Origin of the sequence: Candidatus Nitrosopumilus salarius BD31 (genome assembly GCF_000242875.2) — an archaeon.
Taxonomy (GTDB): domain Archaea; phylum Thermoproteota; class Nitrososphaeria; order Nitrososphaerales; family Nitrosopumilaceae; genus Nitrosopumilus; species Nitrosopumilus salarius.
Window position 1 is genome coordinate 1 of the sequence record NZ_AEXL02000075.1, and the last position, 24,224, is coordinate 24,224.

Annotated in this window: 33 protein-coding genes and 2 tRNA genes; 13 read left to right on the top strand and 22 right to left on the bottom strand. The window is 31.8% G+C overall.

Annotation, left to right across the window (positions count from 1 at the left end; translation table 11 throughout):
- Together BD31_RS03280 and BD31_RS03285 are read right to left on the bottom strand one after the other, a co-directional pair.
- The coding region (locus BD31_RS03280; protein WP_008298696.1) for a carbohydrate kinase family protein at nt 1-501 on the bottom strand (501 nt) is incomplete at its 3' end.
- 11 nt (nt 502-512) lie between these two features.
- Nucleotides 513-965: an ATP-binding protein gene (locus BD31_RS03285; RefSeq protein WP_008298669.1), complete on the bottom strand. Its 453-nt coding sequence runs from the start codon at nt 963-965 to the stop codon at nt 513-515.
- A gap of 131 nt (nt 966-1,096) precedes the next feature.
- On the opposite strand from BD31_RS03285, the gene BD31_RS03290 reads away from it, so the two are divergent.
- The gene (locus BD31_RS03290; RefSeq protein ID WP_008298629.1) at nt 1,097-1,582 is read left to right on the top strand and encodes a hypothetical protein; all 486 of its coding nucleotides are present in this window, start codon (nt 1,097-1,099) and stop codon (nt 1,580-1,582) included.
- On the opposite strand, the gene BD31_RS03295 is transcribed toward BD31_RS03290, so the two are convergent.
- Nucleotides 1,575-1,766 (bottom strand): hypothetical protein, encoded by a 192-nt coding sequence (locus BD31_RS03295; protein WP_048097406.1) that lies wholly within the window; start codon nt 1,764-1,766, stop codon nt 1,575-1,577. The two genes, BD31_RS03290 and BD31_RS03295, sit on opposite strands and share 8 nt — an antisense overlap.
- Before the next feature lie 47 nt (nt 1,767-1,813).
- Here BD31_RS03295 and BD31_RS10700 point away from each other — a divergent pair, with 47 nt between their 5' ends.
- Entirely contained in the window at nt 1,814-1,969 is a 156-nt protein-coding gene (locus BD31_RS10700) for a hypothetical protein (protein WP_008298557.1), read from the top strand.
- On the opposite strand, the gene BD31_RS10705 is transcribed toward BD31_RS10700, so the two are convergent.
- The 3 genes from BD31_RS10705 to BD31_RS03305 all read right to left on the bottom strand — a co-directional run bounded on the left by BD31_RS10705 (nt 1,956) and on the right by BD31_RS03305 (nt 3,325).
- Entirely contained in the window at nt 1,956-2,180 is a 225-nt protein-coding gene (locus BD31_RS10705) for a hypothetical protein (protein ID WP_238536052.1), read from the bottom strand. The genes BD31_RS10700 and BD31_RS10705 overlap by 14 nt on opposite strands.
- 140 nt (nt 2,181-2,320) lie before the next feature.
- A complete protein-coding gene (locus BD31_RS10710) occupies nt 2,321-2,848 on the bottom strand; it encodes a hypothetical protein (protein WP_008298613.1) in 528 nt (175 codons plus the stop codon).
- The gene (locus tag BD31_RS03305; RefSeq protein ID WP_008298657.1) at nt 2,849-3,325 is read right to left on the bottom strand and encodes a peptidylprolyl isomerase; all 477 of its coding nucleotides are present in this window, start codon (nt 3,323-3,325) and stop codon (nt 2,849-2,851) included. It abuts the gene before it with no gap.
- Between the two features lie 243 nt (nt 3,326-3,568).
- Between BD31_RS03305 and BD31_RS03310 the strand changes: the two genes are divergently transcribed.
- Together BD31_RS03310 and BD31_RS03315 are read left to right on the top strand one after the other, a co-directional pair.
- Complete coding sequence (locus BD31_RS03310) at nt 3,569-3,796, top strand: hypothetical protein (RefSeq protein WP_008298605.1); 228 nt, start codon at nt 3,569-3,571, stop codon at nt 3,794-3,796.
- Between the two features lie 82 nt (nt 3,797-3,878).
- Nucleotides 3,879-4,358, top strand: coding sequence for a hypothetical protein (locus BD31_RS03315; RefSeq protein ID WP_008298671.1), 480 nt, complete (start codon nt 3,879-3,881; stop codon nt 4,356-4,358).
- Between the two features lie 624 nt (nt 4,359-4,982).
- On the opposite strand, the gene BD31_RS03320 is transcribed toward BD31_RS03315, so the two are convergent.
- From BD31_RS03320 to bluB, 3 genes are all read right to left on the bottom strand, one after another.
- Nucleotides 4,983-5,507: an NADPH-dependent FMN reductase gene (locus BD31_RS03320; RefSeq protein WP_008298577.1), complete on the bottom strand. Its 525-nt coding sequence runs from the start codon at nt 5,505-5,507 to the stop codon at nt 4,983-4,985.
- 53 nt (nt 5,508-5,560) lie between these two features.
- Nucleotides 5,561-5,653, bottom strand: a tRNA-Arg gene (locus BD31_RS10030).
- Between the two features lie 24 nt (nt 5,654-5,677).
- A complete protein-coding gene (bluB, locus tag BD31_RS03325) occupies nt 5,678-6,388 on the bottom strand; it encodes a 5,6-dimethylbenzimidazole synthase (RefSeq protein ID WP_008298607.1) in 711 nt (236 codons plus the stop codon).
- 77 nt (nt 6,389-6,465) lie between these two features.
- Here bluB and BD31_RS03330 point away from each other — a divergent pair.
- A tRNA-Val gene (locus BD31_RS03330) sits at nt 6,466-6,539 on the top strand.
- A gap of 8 nt (nt 6,540-6,547) precedes the next feature.
- Here BD31_RS03330 and BD31_RS03335 read toward each other — a convergent pair.
- Complete coding sequence (locus BD31_RS03335) at nt 6,548-7,042, bottom strand: hypothetical protein (RefSeq protein WP_238536053.1); 495 nt, start codon at nt 7,040-7,042, stop codon at nt 6,548-6,550.
- 81 nt (nt 7,043-7,123) lie between these two features.
- Here BD31_RS03335 and BD31_RS03340 point away from each other — a divergent pair, with 81 nt between their 5' ends.
- A complete protein-coding gene (locus tag BD31_RS03340) occupies nt 7,124-7,621 on the top strand; it encodes a CopD family protein (RefSeq protein WP_008298658.1) in 498 nt (165 codons plus the stop codon).
- Here BD31_RS03340 and rtcA read toward each other — a convergent pair.
- Nucleotides 7,598-8,623 (bottom strand): RNA 3'-terminal phosphate cyclase, encoded by a 1,026-nt coding sequence (gene rtcA, locus BD31_RS03345; protein ID WP_008298654.1) that lies wholly within the window; start codon nt 8,621-8,623, stop codon nt 7,598-7,600. The genes BD31_RS03340 and rtcA overlap by 24 nt on opposite strands.
- A 62-nt stretch (nt 8,624-8,685) precedes the next feature.
- Here rtcA and BD31_RS03350 point away from each other — a divergent pair, with 62 nt between their 5' ends.
- From BD31_RS03350 to BD31_RS03360, 3 genes are read left to right on the top strand one after another with little or no spacing between them, the layout of a single operon-like run.
- Entirely contained in the window at nt 8,686-9,180 is a 495-nt protein-coding gene (locus BD31_RS03350) for a nicotinamide-nucleotide adenylyltransferase (RefSeq protein WP_008298686.1), read from the top strand.
- Nucleotides 9,181-9,221: 41 nt separating this feature from the next.
- Nucleotides 9,222-10,367, top strand: coding sequence for a pyridoxal-phosphate-dependent aminotransferase family protein (locus BD31_RS03355; protein WP_008298563.1), 1,146 nt, complete (start codon nt 9,222-9,224; stop codon nt 10,365-10,367).
- A gap of 42 nt (nt 10,368-10,409) precedes the next feature.
- Complete coding sequence (locus BD31_RS03360) at nt 10,410-11,156, top strand: peptidylprolyl isomerase (RefSeq protein ID WP_008298582.1); 747 nt, start codon at nt 10,410-10,412, stop codon at nt 11,154-11,156.
- 1 nt (nt 11,157) lies between these two features.
- On the opposite strand, the gene BD31_RS03365 is transcribed toward BD31_RS03360, so the two are convergent.
- On the bottom strand, nt 11,158-12,222 hold the full coding sequence (locus BD31_RS03365) for a sn-glycerol-1-phosphate dehydrogenase (protein ID WP_008298618.1): 1,065 nt from the start codon (nt 12,220-12,222) through the stop codon (nt 11,158-11,160).
- 75 nt (nt 12,223-12,297) lie between these two features.
- Between BD31_RS03365 and psmB the strand changes: the two genes are divergently transcribed.
- Both psmB and BD31_RS03375 read left to right on the top strand, forming a co-directional pair.
- Nucleotides 12,298-12,930: an archaeal proteasome endopeptidase complex subunit beta gene (gene psmB, locus BD31_RS03370; RefSeq protein ID WP_008298567.1), complete on the top strand. Its 633-nt coding sequence runs from the start codon at nt 12,298-12,300 to the stop codon at nt 12,928-12,930.
- Between the two features lie 7 nt (nt 12,931-12,937).
- Nucleotides 12,938-14,878 (top strand): beta-CASP ribonuclease aCPSF1, encoded by a 1,941-nt coding sequence (locus BD31_RS03375; protein WP_008298637.1) that lies wholly within the window; start codon nt 12,938-12,940, stop codon nt 14,876-14,878.
- Here the strand turns inward: BD31_RS03375 and sepF are convergent.
- Nucleotides 14,870-15,148: a cell division protein SepF gene (gene sepF / locus BD31_RS03380; RefSeq protein ID WP_008298573.1), complete on the bottom strand. Its 279-nt coding sequence runs from the start codon at nt 15,146-15,148 to the stop codon at nt 14,870-14,872. The two genes, BD31_RS03375 and sepF, sit on opposite strands and share 9 nt — an antisense overlap.
- A 73-nt stretch (nt 15,149-15,221) precedes the next feature.
- Nucleotides 15,222-16,235, bottom strand: a complete 1,014-nt coding sequence (locus tag BD31_RS03385; protein ID WP_008298661.1) for a DUF814 domain-containing protein — start codon at nt 16,233-16,235, stop codon at nt 15,222-15,224.
- Between the two features lie 71 nt (nt 16,236-16,306).
- Between BD31_RS03385 and BD31_RS03390 the strand changes: the two genes are divergently transcribed.
- Nucleotides 16,307-17,371 carry a M24 family metallopeptidase gene (locus BD31_RS03390; protein WP_008298675.1) on the top strand — a complete coding sequence of 355 codons (1,065 nt, stop codon included), beginning with the start codon at nt 16,307-16,309 and terminating at the stop codon, nt 17,369-17,371.
- 2 nt (nt 17,372-17,373) lie between these two features.
- Here the strand turns inward: BD31_RS03390 and BD31_RS03395 are convergent, their stop codons facing one another.
- From BD31_RS03395 to BD31_RS03420, 7 genes are all read right to left on the bottom strand, one after another.
- Complete coding sequence (locus BD31_RS03395) at nt 17,374-17,853, bottom strand: hypothetical protein (protein WP_008298652.1); 480 nt, start codon at nt 17,851-17,853, stop codon at nt 17,374-17,376.
- Nucleotides 17,854-17,872: 19 nt separating this feature from the next.
- Nucleotides 17,873-18,709: a class I SAM-dependent methyltransferase gene (locus BD31_RS03400; RefSeq protein ID WP_008298701.1), complete on the bottom strand. Its 837-nt coding sequence runs from the start codon at nt 18,707-18,709 to the stop codon at nt 17,873-17,875.
- Nucleotides 18,710-18,736: 27 nt separating this feature from the next.
- Nucleotides 18,737-18,904: a hypothetical protein gene (locus tag BD31_RS10265; RefSeq protein WP_008298594.1), complete on the bottom strand. Its 168-nt coding sequence runs from the start codon at nt 18,902-18,904 to the stop codon at nt 18,737-18,739.
- Nucleotides 18,901-20,088 (bottom strand): bifunctional phosphopantothenoylcysteine decarboxylase/phosphopantothenate--cysteine ligase CoaBC, encoded by a 1,188-nt coding sequence (gene coaBC, locus BD31_RS03405; RefSeq protein ID WP_008298602.1) that lies wholly within the window; start codon nt 20,086-20,088, stop codon nt 18,901-18,903. The genes BD31_RS10265 and coaBC overlap by 4 nt, the downstream gene beginning before the upstream one ends.
- A 54-nt stretch (nt 20,089-20,142) precedes the next feature.
- The gene (panB, locus tag BD31_RS03410; RefSeq protein ID WP_008298588.1) at nt 20,143-20,982 is read right to left on the bottom strand and encodes a 3-methyl-2-oxobutanoate hydroxymethyltransferase; all 840 of its coding nucleotides are present in this window, start codon (nt 20,980-20,982) and stop codon (nt 20,143-20,145) included.
- 98 nt (nt 20,983-21,080) lie between these two features.
- Complete coding sequence (locus BD31_RS03415) at nt 21,081-21,737, bottom strand: 4-phosphopantoate--beta-alanine ligase (protein WP_008298714.1); 657 nt, start codon at nt 21,735-21,737, stop codon at nt 21,081-21,083.
- Between the two features lie 10 nt (nt 21,738-21,747).
- Complete coding sequence (locus BD31_RS03420; protein WP_008298600.1) at nt 21,748-22,659, bottom strand: pantoate kinase; 912 nt, start codon at nt 22,657-22,659, stop codon at nt 21,748-21,750.
- 65 nt (nt 22,660-22,724) lie between these two features.
- Here BD31_RS03420 and BD31_RS03425 point away from each other — a divergent pair, with 65 nt between their 5' ends.
- Nucleotides 22,725-23,705, top strand: a complete 981-nt coding sequence (locus tag BD31_RS03425) for a phosphate signaling complex PhoU family protein (RefSeq protein ID WP_008298565.1) — start codon at nt 22,725-22,727, stop codon at nt 23,703-23,705.
- Here the strand turns inward: BD31_RS03425 and BD31_RS03430 are convergent, their stop codons facing one another.
- Nucleotides 23,706-24,221, bottom strand: coding sequence for an NUDIX hydrolase (locus BD31_RS03430; RefSeq protein WP_008298660.1), 516 nt, complete (start codon nt 24,219-24,221; stop codon nt 23,706-23,708).
- Nucleotides 24,222-24,224: the final 3 nt, after the last annotated feature.

A 24,224-nucleotide genomic window follows, 5' to 3' on the forward strand; every position in this document is an offset into this window, starting at 1 on the left:
AATTACAACTGCATCAACAGCTTTAATCATTTTAATTACGGCCTCTCGTTTGGTTGAAATCCAAAAATCTATTGTATCACACATTGAAAATTTTACTTTATCAAATTCTTTGATCAATGAAGTATTTTGTTCAGGATCATTGTTTGCAAGATATACAAATTGAGATTTTCTATAAGCTTCAGGTACAGTTGCTTTGAAATTTCCAAGTACATTTAATTCTGTTTTTAAAGTTGATCTAGTACTCAACGTATCATCATACTTACCATCATAACGAAATGTTTTACCTTCTTTGATAGTCAATCCTTGTAAATCAAGATACTTTGACAAGATTCTATGATGCTGTTTTGGAAAGTCTTTACCAACAACTGCAATTAACCCTGTATCTACAAAATTACTTGCTGAAATTGCTGCAAATGTTGCTGCGCCACCTAGAACATTCTTTAATGTTTTTTTTGGAGTTCTAATAGTGTCTAACGCTGTTGATCCAAAAACAGTAAGCATTTGGTAAGAAATTAATTTTGATGTATAAATTCTCTTGCCTGTTCCTCTGTTGGATAATATACAAAAGGTACATCAATGGATGTAACTATTACATCATATTTTGTTACTCCTGTAATCCTTACAGATTGTGATTCTTCATTTGTATTGGAGTCTGTATGAAAAGTTCCTTTAACAAAACTACTATCTAATGGATATAATGTGAATGATTCTAGCTGACCCTTTCCAATAATCTCATCATTATCTATAACAAAGAATTCAGTTTCACCTGCAGTCATTATTAATAATGAAGGATTTTCAAAACGTAATTCAATATTATAGTTTGAACCACTTTCAGTTTCATCAAGCAATTCACTCTGTGAAATACTGACACCTATTTGTGATGCAGAGGCATATTGTGAATATCCAAAAATACTCATACCCAATAGAAATAGAACTACTATGCCTGCCTTTTTGGATGATTTCATGACTAATTCTCTAAAAATTACATTTTAACTCAAAAGGGAAAAAATTCCAATAAATTGTGTAAAAGTTTTGATCTAATCTTTAAGCTCATTAGAGCTAACAGAATAAATCAAAATTATCTGATTATTTATCAGTGGCAAGAATCAAACTTAAGCTAGGGGAAAATGAAATTGAGGTTGACTCTAGAGATTTTTATGTTGATAATCAAACCTTGGGGGAAATAATTGACAACATTTCACAGCATTTACCAGACAATCAAGCAAAAATCGTTTATGAAACTGAATCTAGCCAAAAACCAACCGAATTTGAGCATCCAGCTCAGTTTGGTTTAGAATATCTAGATGATGCTGAAGCATATGAGCCAGAATTTAACGAACCGAAATACATCACACCTCATGAAATTAAATCAAAATTAAGAATTTTAGAGACAAGTAAATTCTTTGATTCTCCCAGAACAGTTACTGAAATTGTACAACAGCTTAGAGAATATGGTTGGGCTGCAGGTCCATTAGATGTGTCAAAGGCTTTAGCAAAAATGGCATCAAACAAAGAAATTATGAAGGACTCTAGTGAAAATAGAACCCATTATTTTGTTCAAGAATCACTAGTGGTTAATTAAAAGAATAATTACACTTTTCACAATTAGAAAAAACTTCACCATCTAAGTGATCAAAATGAGTATTACATTGTTTACAAGTATGATGCATGTCAAAATATCCATCATTTTCAACTTGTCCAACTCTACTTGATTCAAGTTCTGTACTCTTGCATTTTATACAATGACAGCCACATTCAATCTCCATATTATTCTCCGATAATGTATGTATAGTTGCGATACCTATACAAATCATTGGAAAAGAAAAGGGAGATTCCCTTAGAAATTGATGATCATTTCAAACTTTTTGGGAAAGAACCATGGGAAGTAGACTATGGTGAAAAATGCCCCATTTGTGACGTCCGAATTGATGAATATGGTTTTTGTAGCTGTGGTTCTAGCGGAGATTAAATTTCCTAATTAACGGAATAGATAATATCATTAAAAATCCAACTGCTAAAGGTGCAAAAATCGGAAACTCGGGAACAACAGTTGTTCCTACAATCATTATTTTACTTGCTGCATCTGGTTTATAGTTAAGCCATACATGTGTTCCATTGTTAAAATCACGGAAGAATATAGGTTCATCATTTTGTAATACTGTATATGGTTCCCATAACAACTCTAATGGAATTATTGTATTTACATATCTATCTCCATCTGAAATATCAAATGTAATACTCTTTGTTGGTTGATCAAAAATAAAATTATCGATATTTGTGTAACCTCTAATTTCTACAACAAATTCTTTGTCTTCCCATTTTATATTTTAAATTTTTTTGGCTCATCAATCGTATACTCTAATAGCATCTGACATCCATGACACGTAATTCCTTTTTTATCATCTAAAAAAACAGTACGATCATTTGCATAAACCACATCTACTTCTTCAGGAAAAATAAATGAAGTTGTTTCAAGATATCTAAAATTCCATGTCCAAACATTGTCTTTTTGAACAAGCACATCTTCAATATTGTATTCTAAAACAGACTTTTCATTAGATGGCATTATCAGTACTCCGTTATTGTCTCCAATGACCGTAAATTGCTGCTCTTCTCCTTGTTCATTTGTTACTATGATATCCGAAACTGTTCCATAAACCAATTCAACTTGCTTTGGTATGTTTGACGATTGTATAACATGCCTGACATGAACATCCCCTGCTGAATTTATGGTCACTTCGACAGATTTCTGTACCGCTTTTTCTCCAAACGAAATTTGTGCCTCAGCTACAGGAATAACTGATATTGTCAATAAAATAACTAAAAGCCCAAAAAACTTTGTTTTCATTTATTCCACTGTCACATGATTCATTGATGCTTTTTCTAAAGGACAGTCATTACCATCTCTTTGAAGATTTACAATTTTATCTGCAACATCCATTCCATCAATTACCTCCCCAAATACAGTGTATTGTCTGTCAAGGAATGTACTATCAGATGTTACTATGAAAAACTGTGAACCAGCACTATCTGGATCTTGTGATCTAGCCATGGAAACAATACCTCGTAAATGGGATCTTGAATTGAATTCAGCTTTTATGCTGTATCCTGGCCCTCCCATTCCCCATGAACCTTTGTTATCGGTCTTTGTGTTAGGATCGCCACCTTGAATCATAAATCCAGGAATCACTCTATGAAAAAGAGTTCCATCATAGAATCCATCTCTAGCTAATTTTTCAAAATTTCTTACAGTTTCAGGAGCCAATTCAGGCAGAAGTTTAAATGATATCTTTCCAAAATTAGTTTCTATATTTGCTGTAGTCATAAAAAATAATCTGCAATTATATCATAAGAGTCTTTTGCGAAAAACTCTTCAAAAATTCTTATAGATGTTTAATGTACTTTGAAAAATCTATACATATCAGTACGTTATTCGTTGATCTCTAACTAAAACTTTTTTTAAGATTTTTTTAATTTGTTCTAAATCAAAATATGAATTTATTAAATATGACAATTCAAAAATCCAGAAGTTATAGTCTTATATAGAACAATTAAAATTTAGAATTCGTTGAATCGTACAAACCAAAGCACGATAATTAAAGAAGCGATTAATTCTTATCTTGACAAGGGGGTAACCGACAAACAGGATATCTACACCAAAGTTGTTGATGAACTTGGTGTTCCAAGACCAACTGTAAGAAGAGTTGCAAGAGATCTGAGAACTGAGCTATTGCAAAAGATCCAAATCTTACAATCTGATATGCCTAAAACAACTACCTCTGAAGAAGACGAATAAATTCGGCTCTTTTTTCTTTTTAATTATATCTTTTTGTGATTTTTAGCATTACCGTTATAAATAATGAATTTTTTAAACAATTATGGGATATTTGGGCAATCATTTGGCTACAGTAGTGACTGGAGTCTTCGCAGCAGTACTAACTGGACTTTGGCCAATCTTTGTTGATTTTGCACCAATACTGAATTTTGTATTTATTATATGCGTTCCAATTACTTGGTTTCTGACATTTACATGTTGGATATCCCAAAAAAGTACTGATTATATGCATAAACATGCACCAGCACATGCTCACAATGAAAAAAAAAGCTTGAGTAATTTACAAACTATTCAAACCACAACTACGGGTAACCAAGTCAGTCTTTCAGAAATTAAACAAGTTCAAGGCGAATTATCTGCAGAACTAAGTAGTCTAAAAGAATCTGTAAAACTAAAAGACAGTGAAATTGAAAGATTAAATCAAGAGATATCTAATTTGCAAACTCTAGTACAGATTGAATCATTAAAAACTGAATTGGCTAATCTAAAAATGCTAGCTTCTAAACACAATTCCAAGAAATAGATCTTAACTTTTACAATGAGAGCACTCTATTCCATGATTGCTCTTACACCCAGGACAACTAACTGCACCTCCAAAATGACATTTACATGAACACAGTTCTGTTGGATCCTTTTTCAAACTCATTAGTATTATTACTACATAATGTCAATATTTGACTTTTGCATTTTAAACGTGAATAAATTGGATTAAATCTTATATTTTTTAGAGTTGTTTTAAGATGTTTAAATCTATAATTTCTACTAGTCTGAATATAGCTGTTTATTGTTCTATGGTTTTTCTCACAAACTCATTTACAAAACAAATTTTTCTTTAAACTGAATTAATTTAATAAACAATTCCATTTGAATTGAAAAAAGTTCTAATCAATTTTTTGATAAATAATAAACCTGCTTGGGAATTTACGGAGTTACTTATTCAAAATTATATTTCAGATTATGTGAGTATTCAGATTTTAAATAATAATTTTATTTTAGCAAATAATTATGGAATTTTACTATGCTTAAACTAATACAAATGAATAATTTTCAATCAAGCTTGGAATACTGAATTTTGATGAAGGTCAAATTGAGGCTATTTTTGAGTATATTTACTGTGAAATTTTCATAATCTATCTGTACATTAATCTCAATGTAATTTGGAAGCAATCTGTAAAGTATCATCTACCATTTCTTTTAGTTTATTTTGTCCATCTATATTTGAAAGAGAATTTTCAGTAATAGATTCTGTAGTAAGGAAAACTGGTTTTGGATTTGTTACTACTCTAAAATATGATAATAATTGCGTAACCAATGTTTGAACATTGATAAAACCTATAGTTCCAGAGCCCAAAATTGTGATTCCTGCAACCTTTCCAGAAGTTTTTTTATAATTGATATATTCAAACAGATTTTTTAATGCTGAACTAAAAAATGAATTATAAATTGGAGTACCAATCAACCACACATCGGCATTTGTAATATCCTCAATTGCCATCTTTGTAACGGTATTGTATTCTTCATCTGGTCCTCTATAATACTCAATTTGATCTTCAGAAAGATTGATTAATTTTGTATCTTGGTTTTTTGATTTAGTATATTCATAAACATATTTCATAATTATTTGTGTATTGGAATTTTTTCTTGGACTACCAGAAATTACAACTACTTTCATAGTTACAACTAATTGTCTTTGTATTTAAATTCCAATAATTATTTGAAATAAAGCGGGTTTGGAGGGCTTCGATCCCTCGACCTGTAACTTAGGAGGCTACTGCGCTATCCATGTTTCGCGTCAAATTGACTCTGCGCCACAAACCCAGCAAAAAAAACATTCTTAATTATTTAAGCGTAATCCATATTTTCTTTGATCATATTTTGAATACTTTTCCAATTTTTATTTTCTTTATCATTCCATTTTTCAAAGTATACTACATCTTTCAAATCAAGTCTTGGTAACCAACCTGCACTTTCAAGATCTGGTTTTTCTGCAAAATCATCTACATATCCCAAGCACAAATATGCAACAGGAATTACATGATCTGGTAATTCTAGAGATTCTTTTAGTATTTGATTAGACAATATGCTTACCCAACCAAGACCTATACCTTCTGTTCTTGCTGATAACCACAAATTTTGAATTGCACAACATACACTATACAAACCTGCTTCTGGAATGCTTGATCTACCAATTACAAATGGACCAAATTTTGTAGGATCATAAGTTACACAAAGATTTACTGGAGATTCTAAGATTCCTTCTAACTTGAATGAAAGATACTTTGATTTTTTTGGATCTTCTATTAATTGAGATGAACGACTTTTCTCTTTGTCAAAAGATTCTTTTATTTTCTTTTTTGTTTCAATGTTTTTTATTAAAATAAAATTCCATGGTTGAGAAAATCCTACTGATGGAGCATGATGTGCAGCATGAAGAATTTTTGATAAAATGTCATCTTCGATGGGTTTTGAGGTAAAATGTGATCTTACATCCCTTCTTGAATAAATTGCCTTATAGAAACCTCTTTTCTCCGCTTCAGTAAAATCACTTGTCATCTATTACACTCTTTTTTTCTTTTTATTCATTCTTTTGTTAAACGTTAATAATTCCCCCTCATACCTTGTACCTCAATGGGCCGGTAGTCTAGCTGGTTAGGATACTGCCTCGACACGGCAGTGATCGTGAGTTCGAATCTCACTCGGCCCACTTTTTAATTAATAACCACTTTTGAATTCTTTTTCAGATTCACTCCAAGAAGTTTGTGTTATGATTCGTCCTTCTGCAGTAAAACTAGTAATCTTACCATTTACAACATCTTCATAGATTTCTGAATTTTCATCAGACTTGCTTAAAATGAATATGTTTTTCAAAGGAACTTCTGCCCCTTCGTGGAATAATGCTCTACCTGGTAAGGCAATATCTGCCGTTGAATATAACCCAGAGCCCAATAACACATCATCGGCATAAAGCTGATAGTCTATAGTTGAAACAGTCAATGTTTTATCACTTGGATTTTTTATCAAAAATGTGACATCTAATTTTACTTGATTATTTGCTGCATTTGAATCTCTTAACTCTACACTAACCAAATTAATTTCAATTTGGTCAAGATCTACATTATCTAAACTTGCATAGAAAACAATTCCGCCCATTAACGCAAAGACACCGCCAATTGCTACATAAACTGTCATTTTACTTTGGAGTGCCATTTCAATGTTAACAGATTTGTACAACTAAAAAAGGTTGTCAAGATCCAAATACATAATATTTGATTTAAAATATGATAATCTATGAGTGCAATAGAACAAGCAATTCTTACTTGGATTCATCTTGTTTCAGCTGCAATATGGGTTGGAGGTTCACTTTTCATTGGAATTGTATTTTCACCACTTCTAAAAACAATGAGTAACTCTGTTGAAGAAAGAATGCAAATAATGATTCGTGTTGGAAGACGGTTTAACAAAATTGCAGTTCCATCATTGATTATTCTCATGACAACTGGATTGTATAGTTCATTTGCTTTATTGAGTAAACCTGATTTACTTGTCGGAACAAGTTATGGAACTTTTCTAATAATCAAAATATTACTTGTAATTGCACTGATTGTGACTTATGTAATTCATGTAAGAGTAATTCGTAAAGATGTGGAAGTAAAAATTATGTCAAATCAAATGTTAAATCCTGACATTCAAAAATTAAGAAAAAAAATTATAATTCTTGGAGAAATCACCGTAGTTTTATCAGTTGCAATTCTATTTTTTGCATCATTGCTTGATGCTGGAGTCTGATATCCCTTCTATAATTACCTCAAACCCTTCTTTTATCTTCCCAATTCCATATTTACAACCTGTAATTTTTGATGTTACAAACAAATTTGTCTCTAAATGTTTTGTAATTTCTTTAACTTGAAATCTTGTTTTTTCATTTCCTAAACTTGCAGGAACCACTAGCATATCTGCTAAATTATCATCTACTGCTAAGGAATTTGTAAATTTATCAACATCTATATCGAATCTTTGTGTTTTTTTATCAAATAATGCATCAACTCCTATAATTGAATTTTCATCAATACTGTAAATCAATAATGAGGCTCCTGAATCAACTGCATCTTGATTTTTAATTTCTTCCTCAACAAGAAAATTTTTATCAGTTAATTCCCTTTTAATTTCTTTAATTTGATTTCTAATTCTTTCTTCTGATATTTTTGAAAATGTAGAAATTAATTTTACATAATTAGTTTTTCTTTTTGTAAGTGATGTTGATTTTAAATGTGAAGGATATACTTGTAAACTAATTTCCCCACCTCCTTTTGGATAATATCCACGTTTAGTTAATTCAATTGAAAATTTTATTCCCATTCTTGAATATGCTTCTCTAAGTACATGTTGAGTATAATCAAATGTAGGGCTCCAAGGAACATCTGTACCACCTTTAATTCTTAAATTGAGCTTTTTTTGAGAAATCGATACAACAGGAATCAAAACTTGTGCAATTAATGAAATACTTCCAGCTGTTCCTACATCTTCAATTAATTGTAAACTTTCAATATTATTTGGAATAAATTTTAGTTCCGTAGATCCAATCTCTGCTCCAATAACTTTAGCATTTGATATCTTTTGAAGAATGTTTATTGCAGTAAGATGTTGTGGTCTTAATCCAGGAATTTTTCTATTTTTTCTAATGTTTTCTAGATGAATTGGTTGTTTGGTTATACATGAAAGTGTAATGGCAGAGCGTATTATTTGTCCTCCACCCTCACCATAATCTCCATTAATTTTTAGAAAATCCACAATTATTTCTGATAATCACTCTTTATGATAGTTTTTTAAAAAGAATTTTTCTATATTTCTGTATGAATGGCTTGTTAATAGGAAGATTCCAACCTTTTCATTTAGGCCATCTTGAGGCATTACGTTTTGCATTATCAAAAGTTGATAAATTGTGGGTAGGTTTGGGCAGCTCTAACAAACCTGTAGAAAAAAACAATCCATTTACTGCTGAGGAACGAAAAGAAATGATTCTATCCTCAATTGATGATTCAATGAAAGAGAAAATTTCTATTTATTTTATTCCAGATGTAGATAATCATGTAAAGTGGATTGAAAAAATAGATACAATTGTTCCCAAATTTGATATAATTTTCTCTAATGATGAATTAACAAAACATCTGTATTCTAAAAGAACAACCCAAGTTGTTTCTATTCCATTTTTGAATAGAGATGAATTATCTGGAACTCACATTAGAGATCTCATAATTAGCGATCAAAAATGGGAAGATCTGGTTCCTGAAGGTACAAAAAATTTTTTGAAAAACACTAGTGCTAGAGAGCATCTAAAAAATCTCTAATTATAAATAAACCCCATATTGTACTGACAGATAGATAACATATGGAATATCTTTCAATGCTTCCTGGTCCAACAAATGTACCTAATAGAGTTATGAGAGCAATGCTTGCACCTATCATTAATCACAGGAGTGATGATTTTGTAGAATTATACACTGATGTTGTGGCAAAAACTCAACAAGTTTTTGAAACACAAAATGATATTGTTGCTTTATCTGCATCTGGAACTGGTGCAGTAGAAGCAGGAGTAGTAAATTTAGTTAAAAAAGGCGATAAAATTATCATTCCTGTAAATGGAGAATTTAGTGGTAGATTAGCACAACTAATTGAAGGTCAAGGTGCGAATGTTGTAAAACTTCAAACCCCACCTGGACAAAATGCAACTTTTGAACAAATTAAGGAAGCATTTGATAATAATAAAGATGTTAAAGCATTCTATGTTGTTCACAATGAAACTTCAACAGGAACAATGGTAAATTATCTTGATAAAGTATCTGATTTAACATCAAGAAATGATGCATTCTATGTTGTAGATTCTGTTTCATTACTTGGCGGTGCCCAACTTCCAGTCGATAAATGGAATATTGATGTATGTATGACTGGCGCACAAAAAGCAATTGCTGCTCCTCCAGGAATTTCACCAATATCTGTTAGTGCAAAAGCCAAAAAATACATGATAGCAAATCCACCCCCAACAATGTATTTCAATTTAGCAAGATACTTCAAATATTATGATGAGGAAAAACATACTCCTTTTACACCAGCACTTCCGTTACTTTATGCGTATAGAGAAGCATTAACAATAATGTTAGAAGAAGGATTACAAAATGTCTTTAAACGCCATAAAGTTTGTTCAGATGCGTTATATTCTGGATTAAGTGCAATGGGTCTTACTCCATTTGCTAAAGAAGAAGATCGTTCAATCTCAATAGTTGCATTAAATTACTTGGAAGGACTTCAAGACAAAACTTTCAGAAATACACTAGCTGATAAATTCAAAGTATTAGTTGCAGGTGGATTTGGTGATCTTAAAGGCAAAGTATTCAGAGTTGGATGCATGGGAGAAGTTAGCCCATATCATGTAATGAGAACAATCTCTGCAATTTCATCCACCTTAGCAATGATGGGATATGATGTAGATGCTCAAGCAGGACTAAAGACTGCAGAAGAAAAACTAAAAGCTCTCTAAACCCATGTTAACTTAATATAAGGAAATTCGAGACCGATCACATTGACTTTCAATAAAGGCTCACTGATCCTAATTGATTATACTGCAAAAGTAAAAGACAGTGACGAGATATTTGATACAACCATTGAAGAAGATGCAAAAAAATATTCTATTCACGAACAAAATGTCAAATATCAACCAAAACTAGTTTCTATTGGAGAAGTATCTTATCCTGTTCTAAAAGGATTGGATGAAGCACTTGCAAAAACTTCGGTTGGAGATAAACTAACTGTCGAAGTTACTCCTGACAAAGGTTTTGGTGAAAGAGATGCTGGCAAAGTTAGAATGATACCTGTTAGGAAATTGGGAGAAGATGCAGAAAAAGTTTCAGTAGGTGATACTATTGAAGTTGATAATAAAAGAGGAATTATTCGTTTTATCGGTTCTGGTAGAGTTCAAGTAGATTACAACCATCGATATGCAGGAAAAACAATTCTTTTTGATGTGAATGTCATTAAATCACTTGAATCTCCTAGTGACAAAATTGATTCAATTCTTAAAAATAGACTCCCAGTTGAGGATGCAAAAATTTCATTTGATTTGAAGGATAAAGAAGTAAGTATTGTCATTCCTGAAGAAATTTTACGTGCTGATGGTTTGCAAATTATGAAACACTTTATCCAACTAGATATTTTCAAATTTGTTCCGACCTTGGAAAAGGTAAACTTTGTTGAGACACATGTCAATAAACAAACTCAAGAAAAGAAACCTGAACCAAAGGAAAAAGTACCCGAACAAAAAACTGCTTAAATTAAATAATTTTACAAGTCTTTGCAAGATTTCTTGCTCTTCTTTCTGTCATTTCTATCTCTTTTAGAATTGTATATCTTTCAGGTCTCAAGTCTTGTGCAATCATTAAAGCATCTATGATTTGCTCTTCTTTTAATCCAATTTGTTTTGCAGTTGTTGGAGCTCCTACGTCTTTGAGTGTCTTTACAATTTTTTTCCAGTCTTGACCTTGAAGTTTTGTAATCATTATTGCACCCAATCCACATTTTTCACCGTGAAGTCCTTTTCCAGGTGCAATTTTATCTAATGCATGAGAAAAAAGATGTTCTGCACCAGAACACGGTCTACTGCTTCCTGCAATACATGACGCAACTCCGGCACTAATGAGAGCTTCTACAATCACTCTTGCATCTAGTCCTTTCTTTGCGTATAGACCTGATTTTTCCATTACTATCTTTGCACTCATTATTGCCAAATTTGATGAATATCTCCCATAATACTCACCAGTTCTATCTCGTCCTAACTTCCAATCTCTTACAGCACTTATGTTTGCTACAAGATCTCCACATCCACTTGCAAGCAATCTAGATGGTGCTTTTTTGATTATATCTATATCTACAAAAACACCCAAAGGTGCTGTTGCAACAATAGAATGAGGTTTATCACTTTTTATAGAAACAAATGGACTTGCCATTCCATCATGTGATGCTGCTGTGGGCACACTAACAAATGGAATATCTAAATTAAAAGCTACTAGTTTTGCTGTATCTACAGAACGACCACCACCTATACCTGCAATTATATCACTGTGATCTTTTTTCACTTCTTTCTGAATTTCATTTAGAGTTTCTATTTGATTGTCTTTTGATGTGTGCCAAGCAAATTTGATTTTTTTTAGCTTTAATGATTTTTCAATTCTTAATTTGATGATTTTTTTAACATGAATTCCTGAAATTAGAGAAACTTTCTTTGGTTTAGTTAAATTATACAGAAATTCTCCAAATTCACCAATATTTTTTTCACCTACAACAATTTGCCTAGGTAATTCCATTGTGTGTGAATCCATGCGATCATGATTTTTTCTCATTATTTATCATTTCAAGGGATCAAAAAGTTATTTAAAAGGGTCAGATGCCATTTACTTTATCTTAATAGGTGTATTTTGTCAAATAATGTTGAAGAAAAAATTCTGCACGGGACTACCACTGTAGGTATCAAGGCTAAAGACGGTGTCGTATTGTGTGCTGATATGAGAGCCAGTGCAGGCTATTTTATTGCAAATAATAACACAATGAAAATTCAGAAAATCGATTTACACGCAGGATTAACCCTAGCTGGAGGAGTTGCAGATGCACAAAACATTGTTGATATTTTACGTTATCATTCTAATCTTCATAGAGTGGAAAAACAAGGACCGATCTCAATTCACTCACTTGCAAGACTTTGCTCTTTGATATTCCATCAGAATAGAGGTTACCCATTTATGGCTGACATCTTAGTTGGTGGTTTTGATGCAAATGGACCTGCATTATTTAATATTGACATGTTTGGCTCAGTTGAAGAGAAATCATATGTTACGACCGGTAGTGGTTCACCAGTAGCTTATGGTTTGCTTGAAGAAGAATATAAAAAAGATTTAACAGTTGAGGAAGCCAAGAAAATAGCTTTACGAGCTGTTAAAGCTGCAATAGTTAGAAACATTGGTACTGGTGATGGAATTAACATCGCAGTAATGGATAAAGATGGATTCCGTCTTTTGACCGATGAACAAAAGAAAGCAGTCATCGAACTTTAGTGATTTAATGCAAAGAAAACAATTACAGAGAGATTCAGATCCTAGTAGCCAGAGTATTATGGCAACCATACTGCAAAGTATACCTAAGGAAGCAAGTGTAACAAAAATTGAATACGAGGGACCGAGAATTGCTCTATACACAAATGCTCCACGTTATCTAATGGAAAATAATGAAACAATATCTAATCTTGTAAATATAATTAAAAAAAGAATTGTTGTACGAACTGATGAATCAATAAGAAAACCTGAAGACGAAGCTAGAAAAATTCTTGCGGAATGTGTTCCAAAAGAAGCAAATCTGCAAGCAACTCTTTTTGATACTACTACAGGTGAAGTATCAATCGAAGCAAAAAGACCTTGGTTATTACAAAGAAATGCAAAGGAATTCAATCATGCTGAAGTAACTGAGAAAATAGGCTGGAGATTGCGTGTTAGAAAGGCAACAACCATACCATCACGTACGATTCAAACAATTAATGCAACTCTAAAACAATCTTCTTCTGAAAGAAGTAAACAGCTTAAACAAGTAGGTGATGAAATTTTTAGACCCCGATTATCTCAAAGAACTGAAGTTTCACTATATACTCTTGGTGGATTTGGCCAAGTAGGACGTTCTTCACTATTACTATCTACGCCTGAAAGTAAGATCCTAATTGACTGTGGAATAAATCCAGGAGCACGTTCGCCAATGGATGCATTTCCTAGATTAGACTCTCTCAATATTACACTAGATGAACTTGATGCTATCGTTATTGGACATGCACATTTGGATCACACTGGATTTTTACCGGCTTTGTGCAAATATGGTTACAAAGGTCCTATCTATTGTACTGAACCAACACTTCCGATGATGAATCTAATTCAATTAGATGCAATAAAAGTAGCAGCTGCTCAAGGTAGAACTCCAATTTATGCTGAACGAGATGTAAAACAGATTATGAGACAAGCAATTACATTGCCTTATGGAACAGTTACTGATATTTCACCTGATATTAAACTAGTTTTTGCAAACGCAGGTCATATACTTGGCTCTGCATTGTGTCATTTTCATATAGGAAATGGTGATCATAACTTTGTTTACTCAGGTGATATTAAATTTGGAAAAAGTATTTTGTTTGAAGCTGCTAGTTGGAATTTCCCACGAGTTGAAACATTACTGATTGAAAGTACATATGGTCTTAAAGAAGATATTCAACCAACTAGACAAGAAGTAGAATCTGCCTTCATAAATGCCGTAAACAACACATTAGCAGATGGAGGTAAAGTTCTGATACCTATTCCAGCAGTAGGGCGTGCACAAGAAATCATGATGGTAATCGATCACTATATGAAATCAGGTGAAATGATCGAAGCACCAGTATTTACTGAGGGGATGATCTCTGAAGCATCAGCCATACATGAATCATATCCTGAATATCTTGCAAGAGAACTAAAACAAAAGATCTTAGAAACTGATGATAATCCGTTTGATTCTGAATACTTTACAAATATTGAACATGGAGATGCTAGAGAAGAACCAATGAGAGATAACTCGCCATGTATCATCTTAGCAACATCTGGAATGTTGGAAGGTGGACCTGTTTTAGAATACTTCAAAAATATTGCACCTGATAAGAAGAACAAAGTATTGTTTGTTTCTTATCAAGTTAATGGAACTTTAGGAAGAAGAGTTCTTGATGGATCAAAACAAGCAACCATGTTAGGAAAAGAAGGAAAAGTTGAAGTTGTTTCAATTAATTGTGGTGTAGAAAAACTAGATGGTTTTAGTGGACACAGTGATTATAATCAATTAATGTCATTTGTTCAAAGACTAAGACCAAAACTTCGTCGTGTGTTAGTTAATCACGGAGAACGCAAGAAATCAGAAAACCTTGCTATGAATATTAGACGAATGTATAAGGTACCAGCACACTATCCGCAAATTCAAGAAGCAATAAAATTATTTTAGATCGTATTCTGGTTTCCAGATCTTTATACTTGATGGTGCAACAATAATCCTCTCTTCTCCTAATCTAGCAATCTCTGCATCTGCAGCTTTTGCAATGGAGTACAATTCTTCAACTACTTTACGAAGTTGCTCGACATCTTTTTGTGCTAATGGTGTTACTCTTAGAATCAAAATCATATCTTTTTTGATATCTTCTTTGATAGAATGAACATCACTGATGTCTCTAATTGTTATAGCCTTGAGATATGTTGGATTTTCTTGTTTTTGCATCCTTGCTGAAAATGAGATCTACTCACTCAAAAACTCTTCCTTAGTTTTAACTAATTTTTTAAAAAATTCACGCCTACATTCTGAATTTAATGTATGATTCTTCCTTTGCACATTTTGAACTAATTTCTTCAGATGAATTGTCACTTTTAACAACAATAATCCCCTCTTCACTTTCTGGCGTATCTGAATATCTTAAAGTTACAGATGATGCAAATTCAATATGAGATTTTGCATTCTTACCACGTAATATTGAAACTGGTCCTACGTAATCTTTTGCTTCAAGTAAAATATCTTCTGGTAATGCCAATGCTTTGATCATTTCATTTTCATCTTTATTTCTTCCAACAACAAATTTTGTTTCTTCATCTAATCTGAAATGTCTACCAATTTTTAATAAATCAATGTCATTAATTGTTGGAGTTTCAATATGTTCAAACAAATCTTTAGCTTTTATTCCAAACTGTGGTTCTGTTAACAAACAACCTCCACCTGCATTAGGAGGGTTTTCAATACCATATTTTTTAGCCATATCCAATTGATTTCTTCTTGTTCTACCTTTAATCATTCCAAGATCTTCTCTTTTGATCAACCCTTCTTTTTCAGGATCTGTTTCTGGTAGTAATCCTGCCGATAGTGGTCTAACAATTTTTCCAACAAGGTTTGAGTCTTTTTCAATCATTCTCAATGAATCTAAATGTTGACTCATTGGACGTTGACCTAATACTTCACCTGATATGATAAACTCTGCACCAATTTCTTCCATGTGTTTTTTTGCTGCATCAAACATCATTGTTCTGCAATCAACACATGGATTAAAACCAGCACCAATCCCGTGTTTTGGATGTTTTAGCATTTCAATATATTCATCACCAAGATAAACTGTCTTTAAATTAACATTTAGATCATCAGCTCTTTCTCTAATTTCAAATCCACATCCTCTTCCACAATCAAAATCACAAAAAGGAGTTTTTATTGCAACAGCTGAAACTTCAAACCCTTGTTCTTGCATCATTCTTACAGCAAGTTGACTATCTAAACCGCCTGATAGTAAGGCAACTACTTTCTTCTTCTCTTTTTCTTCTGTCACAGAAAATTAATTCAATTTTCCATATACAAACTTTACATCAAACATAAATTGAGAATGGATGATATTTTTGTATGAGACAGAGAAGGAAGAATCTTCTAAAGTATGCTCAAAAAATTAATTGTGATACTCTGGTCACATTTGAGCCTGAAAACTTGTTTTACATGACTGGATTCTGGGGAGAAGCCATAGGATTACTTGAAAAAAATGGGAAAACAACCATTATTGCACCAGAACTTGAAGTAGGCAGAGCAAAAGAAGAATCTGAGGACTGTAATGTAATTACTGCAGAACGTGGAACAGGCTTGCTTTCTTCTTTGATTGAAAAAATAAAGAAAAATCAAGTTTGTACTGATTGCCAAAACTATTCCACTATGATGACACTAAAGAAACATGTTCCCAACTTAACATCTAATACAGAACCATTTTACAATTCTCGAATCATTAAAGATGAAAAAGAAATCCATATTCTCAAAAAAGCATCAAAAATTATAGATGAAATGTTTGAGATTTGCTCCAAAAAGATGAAAGTAGGTCAAAAAGAATCAGAATTACAAACAATTTTGATGACATATGCAATGGAACAAGAAATGTTTGACACTGGATACAAATCTACACTAAACCCTTTGATAATAGCTGGAGGTCCAAATGGTGCTCTTCCTCATGCTCAAGTCACTCAAAGAAAATTCAAAAAAGGTGATCTTGTGGTAACTGATCTTACATTAAGATACAAAGGATATGTTTCAGATGCAACAAGAACATTTGCAATTGGAAAAATTTCGTCTCAAGCAAAAGAAGCATATGATGTAGTTAAAGAATCTCAAAGTCTAGGTCTAAAATCTGTTAAACCAAATGTGGATTGTAAAGCAATAGATCATGCATGTAGAAAATACATTGAAGAAAATAATTATGGCGAATATTTTATCCATTCAACTGGTCATGGAATTGGATTAGAAGTACATGAACTTCCAACTATTTCTTACCGAAGTGAAACAAAATTAAAAGAAAATATGGCAATTACAGTAGAACCGGGAATCTATATTGAAAACAAGTTTGGAATTAGGATAGAAGATTCTCTAATTGTAAAAGAGCGACCAATCATAATGCACAAATTTACTAAAAATTTAGTGACAATTTGAGGCTAATCATAAAAATCTACTAAATCGATAATGTGTTTTGATTCTTGATTATTTGAAGTAATTTTTTTAGAACTTGTGTTAACATTCCAATCATAATTTATTTCTCCTTTGTGTGATTGAAAATTCAAAATAATTCTGTATTCATCTGAATCTATTTTTGATATATCTAATTCCACTTTGGTCTTTTTGTTTTCAAAAATTTTCTCATCTGGATATTCTTCTTTAATTTTATTTTCAATAGCTTTCATAACCGTCAACCCTGCTTCATTTGGACCATTGTATTTCATCAAAATATCTAAAATTTGTTCTTCTTCAGTTGTAAATTCAGGAAAAAAACTTTCTAGATTTTTTTCGGACAGTGTTCCATATACAGAAAGTACAATTAATGTGATGGCAGCTAGGTAAAACGGTGCTCTTTTTTTAAGAAATGCTTTAAAATCAGATTTTTTCGGTTTTTCATCTTTCTTGTTATCTTTACCCATTTTCTATCTCTCTGAATATCTAGTATTTAGCTGTTGAAATTAAAACTTGCCACGGGAAGAGAATTTGTCCATTTTTCTTTGTATATTGAATTGTCTTCTCTTTTACTAATAATTTCAATTCTTTTCGTTTTGAATTTTCTAAAGCATTTAGTTTTTCTTTCAGTGGCTTTGGAATGTATTTGATATAATTTTTCCAATAATCCTCAAACATCCCTGGACTATATTGAAAAAGAAATTCTTTTACTCCGACATTTGAAAATCCTGCTTTAGATATTTCAGATCTTAATGCAGACTTTGTTCCAAATCTATCTAGATTTGGTGAGTTTGGAGGAACATAATCTAGAATGTATTTTGTAACTGAATCTAAAATACTGTCAAAAAATGGAACATTGTTTCCATGAACGGATATTCCAATTTTACCTGATTTTTTGAGGCTATTTCTCATATTTTTTAATGCTTTTTGAGCATTTGGAAAAAAGAATAATGCATATTGGCAGGTTATAACATCAAATTTTTTAGAAAAACTAAATTTTTCTGCGTCAATATTAATGAAATCCAAATTTGGTTTTTTATCGTTCCATTTTTTTGCAATTTTAATTGCCGTCATAGAAGTATCTGCACCTATAACATATCCTGAATTATGAATATTATTTTGAATTTCTTTTGTTACAGCACCTGTACCACATGCAAGATCTAACACCCAATCTCCTTTATTGATACCAACTAATTCGATTAGTTTTTTAGAACTTTGAAATGGTCCCTTACTAACACTTGCCCATCTTTTATGATAACGAGGAGCAACCTCATTCCAAATTTTTATATTTCTTTGCTTGTATTCAGAATGAATCAATTTCATTTGTAAAACCTTGATCTGTTAGGTATTTTATGTAATCTCTTGAAGATTACCATTCAACGTCTTGCCTGTTTCATGATAATATCTGTGCTCAATTACTTCTAATTTTTCTTTTAACTTATTGTTATTTGATTTTTCCATTTTTCTTTTAATTTCTTTGTAATCCCCTATTAATTTTCGAAGTTCTGTTTTCTTCACTTTATGTTTAATTCTATTTGTTTTCTAATAAATTTTGCAATTTTTTGTTTTTTCATCCAATTTGACGAAACAACTTTTTCAGAATTTATGATAGTTACTTGATTGTTTTGAGGGTTTTTTTTATATTTTAGAGAGCCAATATCATTAGCTATTATCATATCTGATGACGAATCAATTAGTTTTTTTTGTGCTAATTTGATTAATTGACTTTTTGAAATATTTGATTCTGCTTTAAAACCAATTAGAAATACGTTCTTTTGATATTTTTTGATTTGATCTATGATTTTTGGTGCTTTTTTGAGGCTAATTTTCAACTGTGTTTTTGAACTTTTAATCTTATTTTTACTTGCTTGTGCTGGAATGTAGTCAGCAATTGCTGCTGCCATGATAACAATGTCAAATTTTTTCTTTAATTCTGTTTTAACTGCATCATGCATATCTTCACTAGACTCAACATTGATTATTTTTGCTCCTCTGGGAGGTTTTTCTTTTCCAGGTCCATAAACAAAAGTTACTTTAGCTCCTGCAGAAATTAATTCAGATGCTAAAAGCACTCCAGTTTTTCCTGAACTAAGATTTGTTATTACTCTCACAGGATCAATATGTTCAATTGTTGGACCTGCAGTTATCAATATTTTTTTATTTTTTAGTACTGAAGAAAATCCAAATTTTGATAGAACGTATTCTAAAACATCTTCAGGTTCTGAAGCTTTTGCTTTACCTTCAATCATCTTGGGAGACAGAAATTCAATTTTATTTTTCAAATAATCAATATTTTTTTTGACTGCTACATTATCATACATTGATGCGTGCATAGCAAGACACATTAAAATTGGAATTTTTGATCCAAACCCTACAGTAAGTACTGTGGAAATTGGAGTGTCATCAATACCATTTGCTAATTTTCCAAGTGTATTTGCTGTAGCAGGATATACGATCACAAGATCTGATTGATTATAATCTGCTAATCTAATATGCTCTAATTCACCTGTAAGCTTAGTTATTACTTCATTACCTGTAGCCCATTTGAAATATTCCGGTTGTACTAATTTTGTAACTGCATTACTTGTTACACATGTTACATGTGCACCATGTCTCATAAGTAACCTTGCTAGTTCAATTGCTTTGTATGCCGCAACACTGCCTGCAACACAAAGTACGATTTTTTTCCCAGATAATTCCATACCATGTGAACTAACAATATCTAAAGATGGATGATCTTTTTCTTTATTTTCTTTTTATCTACCAATTTGCTCACGTAATTTTTTTAACTCTTCTCCATCCATTGAGAACCAATTTCCTTCCGCTGGAAATATGCCAGATTCAACATCTTTCTTATAATTTTCAAGCGAATTTACTATGTCTTCAGACAAATTCATGTATCTTTTTGCAAATTTTGGTTTAATCTTATCATACATTCCTAACAAATCTTGGACTACTAACACTTGGCCATCACAACCTACTCCAGAACCAATCCCAATTGTAGGTATGCTGATTGTTTCAGAGATAATTTCAGCTACCTCATGACTTACCATCTCTAATGCAATACTAAACACACCTGCATCTTCAAGCTCTTTTGCATCATCGATTAACTTTATTGCCGAATCTTTTGTTTTTCCTTGTACTTTGTATCCTTCTGAAAGCATTGTTGTTTGAGGTTGCAATCCTATGTGACCCATTACTGGTATTCCGATATCAACAATCTCGCTAATTGTTTCAGCCATTATTGAACCTCCTTCAAGTTTTACTGCATCAGCCCCAGATTTGATTAATCTACCAGAATTTTTTATTGCATCTTCTATACTTGCTTGATATGACATGAATGGTAAATCTGAAACAAGTAAAGAATTTTTTCTTGCTCTGCTTACTGCTTCTGTAAACATACACATCTGATCCATTGTTACTGGAATTGTATTTTCATATCCTAGCATAACCATTCCCGCACTATCTCCTACTAACAATACATCAATTTCTGCCCTATCACATAGAGAAGCTAATGTGTAATCATAACTTGTAATTACTGAAATTTTTTTCTTCTCTTTTTTCATAGTTAAAATGTCTTGAACTGTTTTATGCAATTTTAGCTCTCCTAGTTAAATTATTTTTTATTTGATTTACGCTTTCTCTGAGATTTTTTTTATTGTCAAAACCATCAACAATTTTTTGAAGACTATTTTTATTTTTTTGACATTTTTTTGCATTCTTCAATAAGTAAATCAATAGCTCTAGTTACATTATCCACAATTGTAATGTTTGCAGTCTGTGAAGTTCTTGAAAGAGGATTTAGATCAAATGTGATAACAGACTTTCCAGCTTTTCTTAATGCCATTGTTCTATCTCCGTCTTCTAATGGTACTACTACAACATCAGCCACAAAAATTCCATTCTTATCTACAATTCTTCTTGCAGAATCAATACCTGATAGTTTTATTGATGAATTAATATTTGAACCTAGAATTTCTACGGCACCATTTTTTTTAAGAGCATTGATGATTGCCTGTTTTCTATTTGCATTAGCATAGAAGAGATTTACCTCAATTTTTGCTTTAGTTTGCTTTGATAACTTTATAATTTGTTTGGGACATAATGCAGCAATATTCCCATTAACAGAAATTATGGGCATTTCAGCCAATAGAAGTTGTGCAGCTGCTGCCTTGATTGCACGTATTGCAGCCTTTCCTGTTTTTTCACCTAAAAGATAATCAAAAGCTTCTCCTCTACCTTGTGCCAAAAGTCCTTCTTTTGCAACTAACCCATTATCAAATCCATTCACTAGTTTTTCACGAATTAAAAGTGATTTTGCTCTTGGATGTGATTTAGGAATTAACTGCATGTGATTTCAATTAATTATATAGCACTCTTGCTCCAACATTATCTAATTTTGATTTAATTACAATTCCATCATCATATTTTTGTAAAATTTTTAAAATAGTATCTTCATTTTCTTCTGGAATCATAGAAAAAACAGTTTCACCAAAGAGTGCAATTCCACATTTAATTTTATTTTCAGATAGATCTCTGACTAATTTTTCCATTCTCGGAGTCATAACATCTACGTATTTTGCAAATTCTAAAGACATGTCTTGAAAATGTTCATAATTTTTTGATTCTAGTAATTTATCTACCATTTTTCCACCAAGACCATTGATCTGTGATAATCGTTCTTTGATGAATTTGTTTGTAGATATAGGTGAGAAGCAAATCATAATTACAGATATTTTATCTGTATCGATTTTTTCCACAGTTCCAATTCCAGGTGCACCTGGTTTTACACGAATTTCAAAGCCTCCGTGATATGATGCTAGTACATCTCCTAATCCTGTTTTACAATTTACCTCTGCATTATGTGCAATTTGCCCAATTCTTGTTTTATCTAACTTTGTCTCAAGAACTTTGTCTAATGCAAATGCTAGTGATAAGGCAACAGCACTACTTGAACCTAAACCATACCCAACTGGAATTGATATATTGTGTTCAATATCAATAAACTTGTTTGAAAATTCCCCAAGCTTTAGAAATTCATTCAAAACATATTCCGAAACATCTGTTTTATCTGATTGATACCCGTTGGTTGTAATTCTAAAACTAGATTCCTGATTATTTTTTGTATCTGTTTTTACTCTGGTTGTAACACCTTCTTTAATTGAGAAACCTGCACCCATGGAACCTAAGTTTTCTAAAGCGTGATGTTTATCCTCTAAATGGGCTTTAAAAAAACCTGTAATGTGTGCAGGACAAAACGCTCTTGCTTCCATTGATCTGAGTTTAAATTTTACACAAAATATAAGAATATGGCTTAAATTAATTAAATTAGTATAAATTGACTAAATTCATTCGACGCCTACAAAGAATAGGAAGTAGTATCCTAGTATCACTTCCAAAAGAATGGGTTGATGCTAATCATCTTGACAAAAGTAGTCAGGTAGAAATTGAAACTGGACATGACACAATTTCAATATCTGCAAATAAGGATACTCGTCCAACAAAAGAACTTGTAATTTCTTACCCCTTATCAAAAGAAGAAAATATTGTAGCAAACATTACAGGAGCTTATCTTTTAGGATATGATGTAATTCAAATTAATTCAAAATCAATTATTCCAGGAAAAGATCGAGAGGAAATTCGTAATTCAATGAGAAGATTGGTTGGAATGGAAATAATAGAAGAAGATGCATCTCACATTAACATGCAATTTTTGTTAGATGCAACAACACTAAACCCAGAAAAAATTCTCAAGCGAATGAGTTCAATTGCACTTGGAATGTATGATGATGCATCAAATGGATTGATCTCAGCTGACAAATCCAATCTCCAAACATTATCAAAACGTGATGTCGAAGTTAATAGGCAATATTTTTTGCTTGTAAGACTAATTCGTAGTACACTTGTTGATAGAAGATTAGCTAATGCATTTAATTTGGAAAATATAGATGTGCTTGATTATAGAGTTGCAGCAAATGTTCTTGAAAATGCTGGTGATTCTATTGTAGAACTTGCTACATTTATTTATAATTCATCATTATCTGGTGAACTTTCTAAAAAAATATTTGATGTTGTAAAAAATTTTAGTACACTTGCTGAAAAATCAATTGTTGCATTTACAAAACCAGATAGACTTTTAGCTATAGAAGCCATATCATTACATAAACAATATGAAGAGAAACTGAGTTCACTACGAATTATGTTTGGAAATAAAAAAGATATTCCGATAGATTTTTTTGATTTACTCTATATGTATGAACAAATTGCACAATCATGGGCAGATGTAGTTGATCTTGTTCAACCAATTTATAATGAATAATTAAAATAACTTCTTTTTCGCTGCATATGTTAAAACTGCACATATTGTTTTTGAATCTTGAATTTTACCAGTCTTAATCATTGTCAATAATTTTTTTAAATCCATTTTTACTACAGATAATATCTCATCCTCATCCAGTTTCAAATCATCAATTTTCTTCAATCCTGAGGCTATAAAGCAGTGAATTGCTTCAGTGTTGTAGCCAATTGATGGGTAGTATGTAATTAATGGAGTCATCTTTTTTGCTCTATATCCAGTTTCTTCTTCTAATTCTCTGAATGCGCATTTTATTGGTTCTTCTTTTTTTTCTAATGTTCCAGCAGGAATCTCTAGTACATATCCATGTGGAAATCTATGTTGTTTTACGAGAATTACTTTATTTTCTTCATCAAAAGCAAGCATAGCTGCTGCACCTCTATGTTCAATCATTTCTCTTTTTACTGCTCTTCCTTCAATTTTTCCTTGATAAACACTAAGACCTAAAATTTTCCCATCATAGATCTTCGTTTTCTTCATATA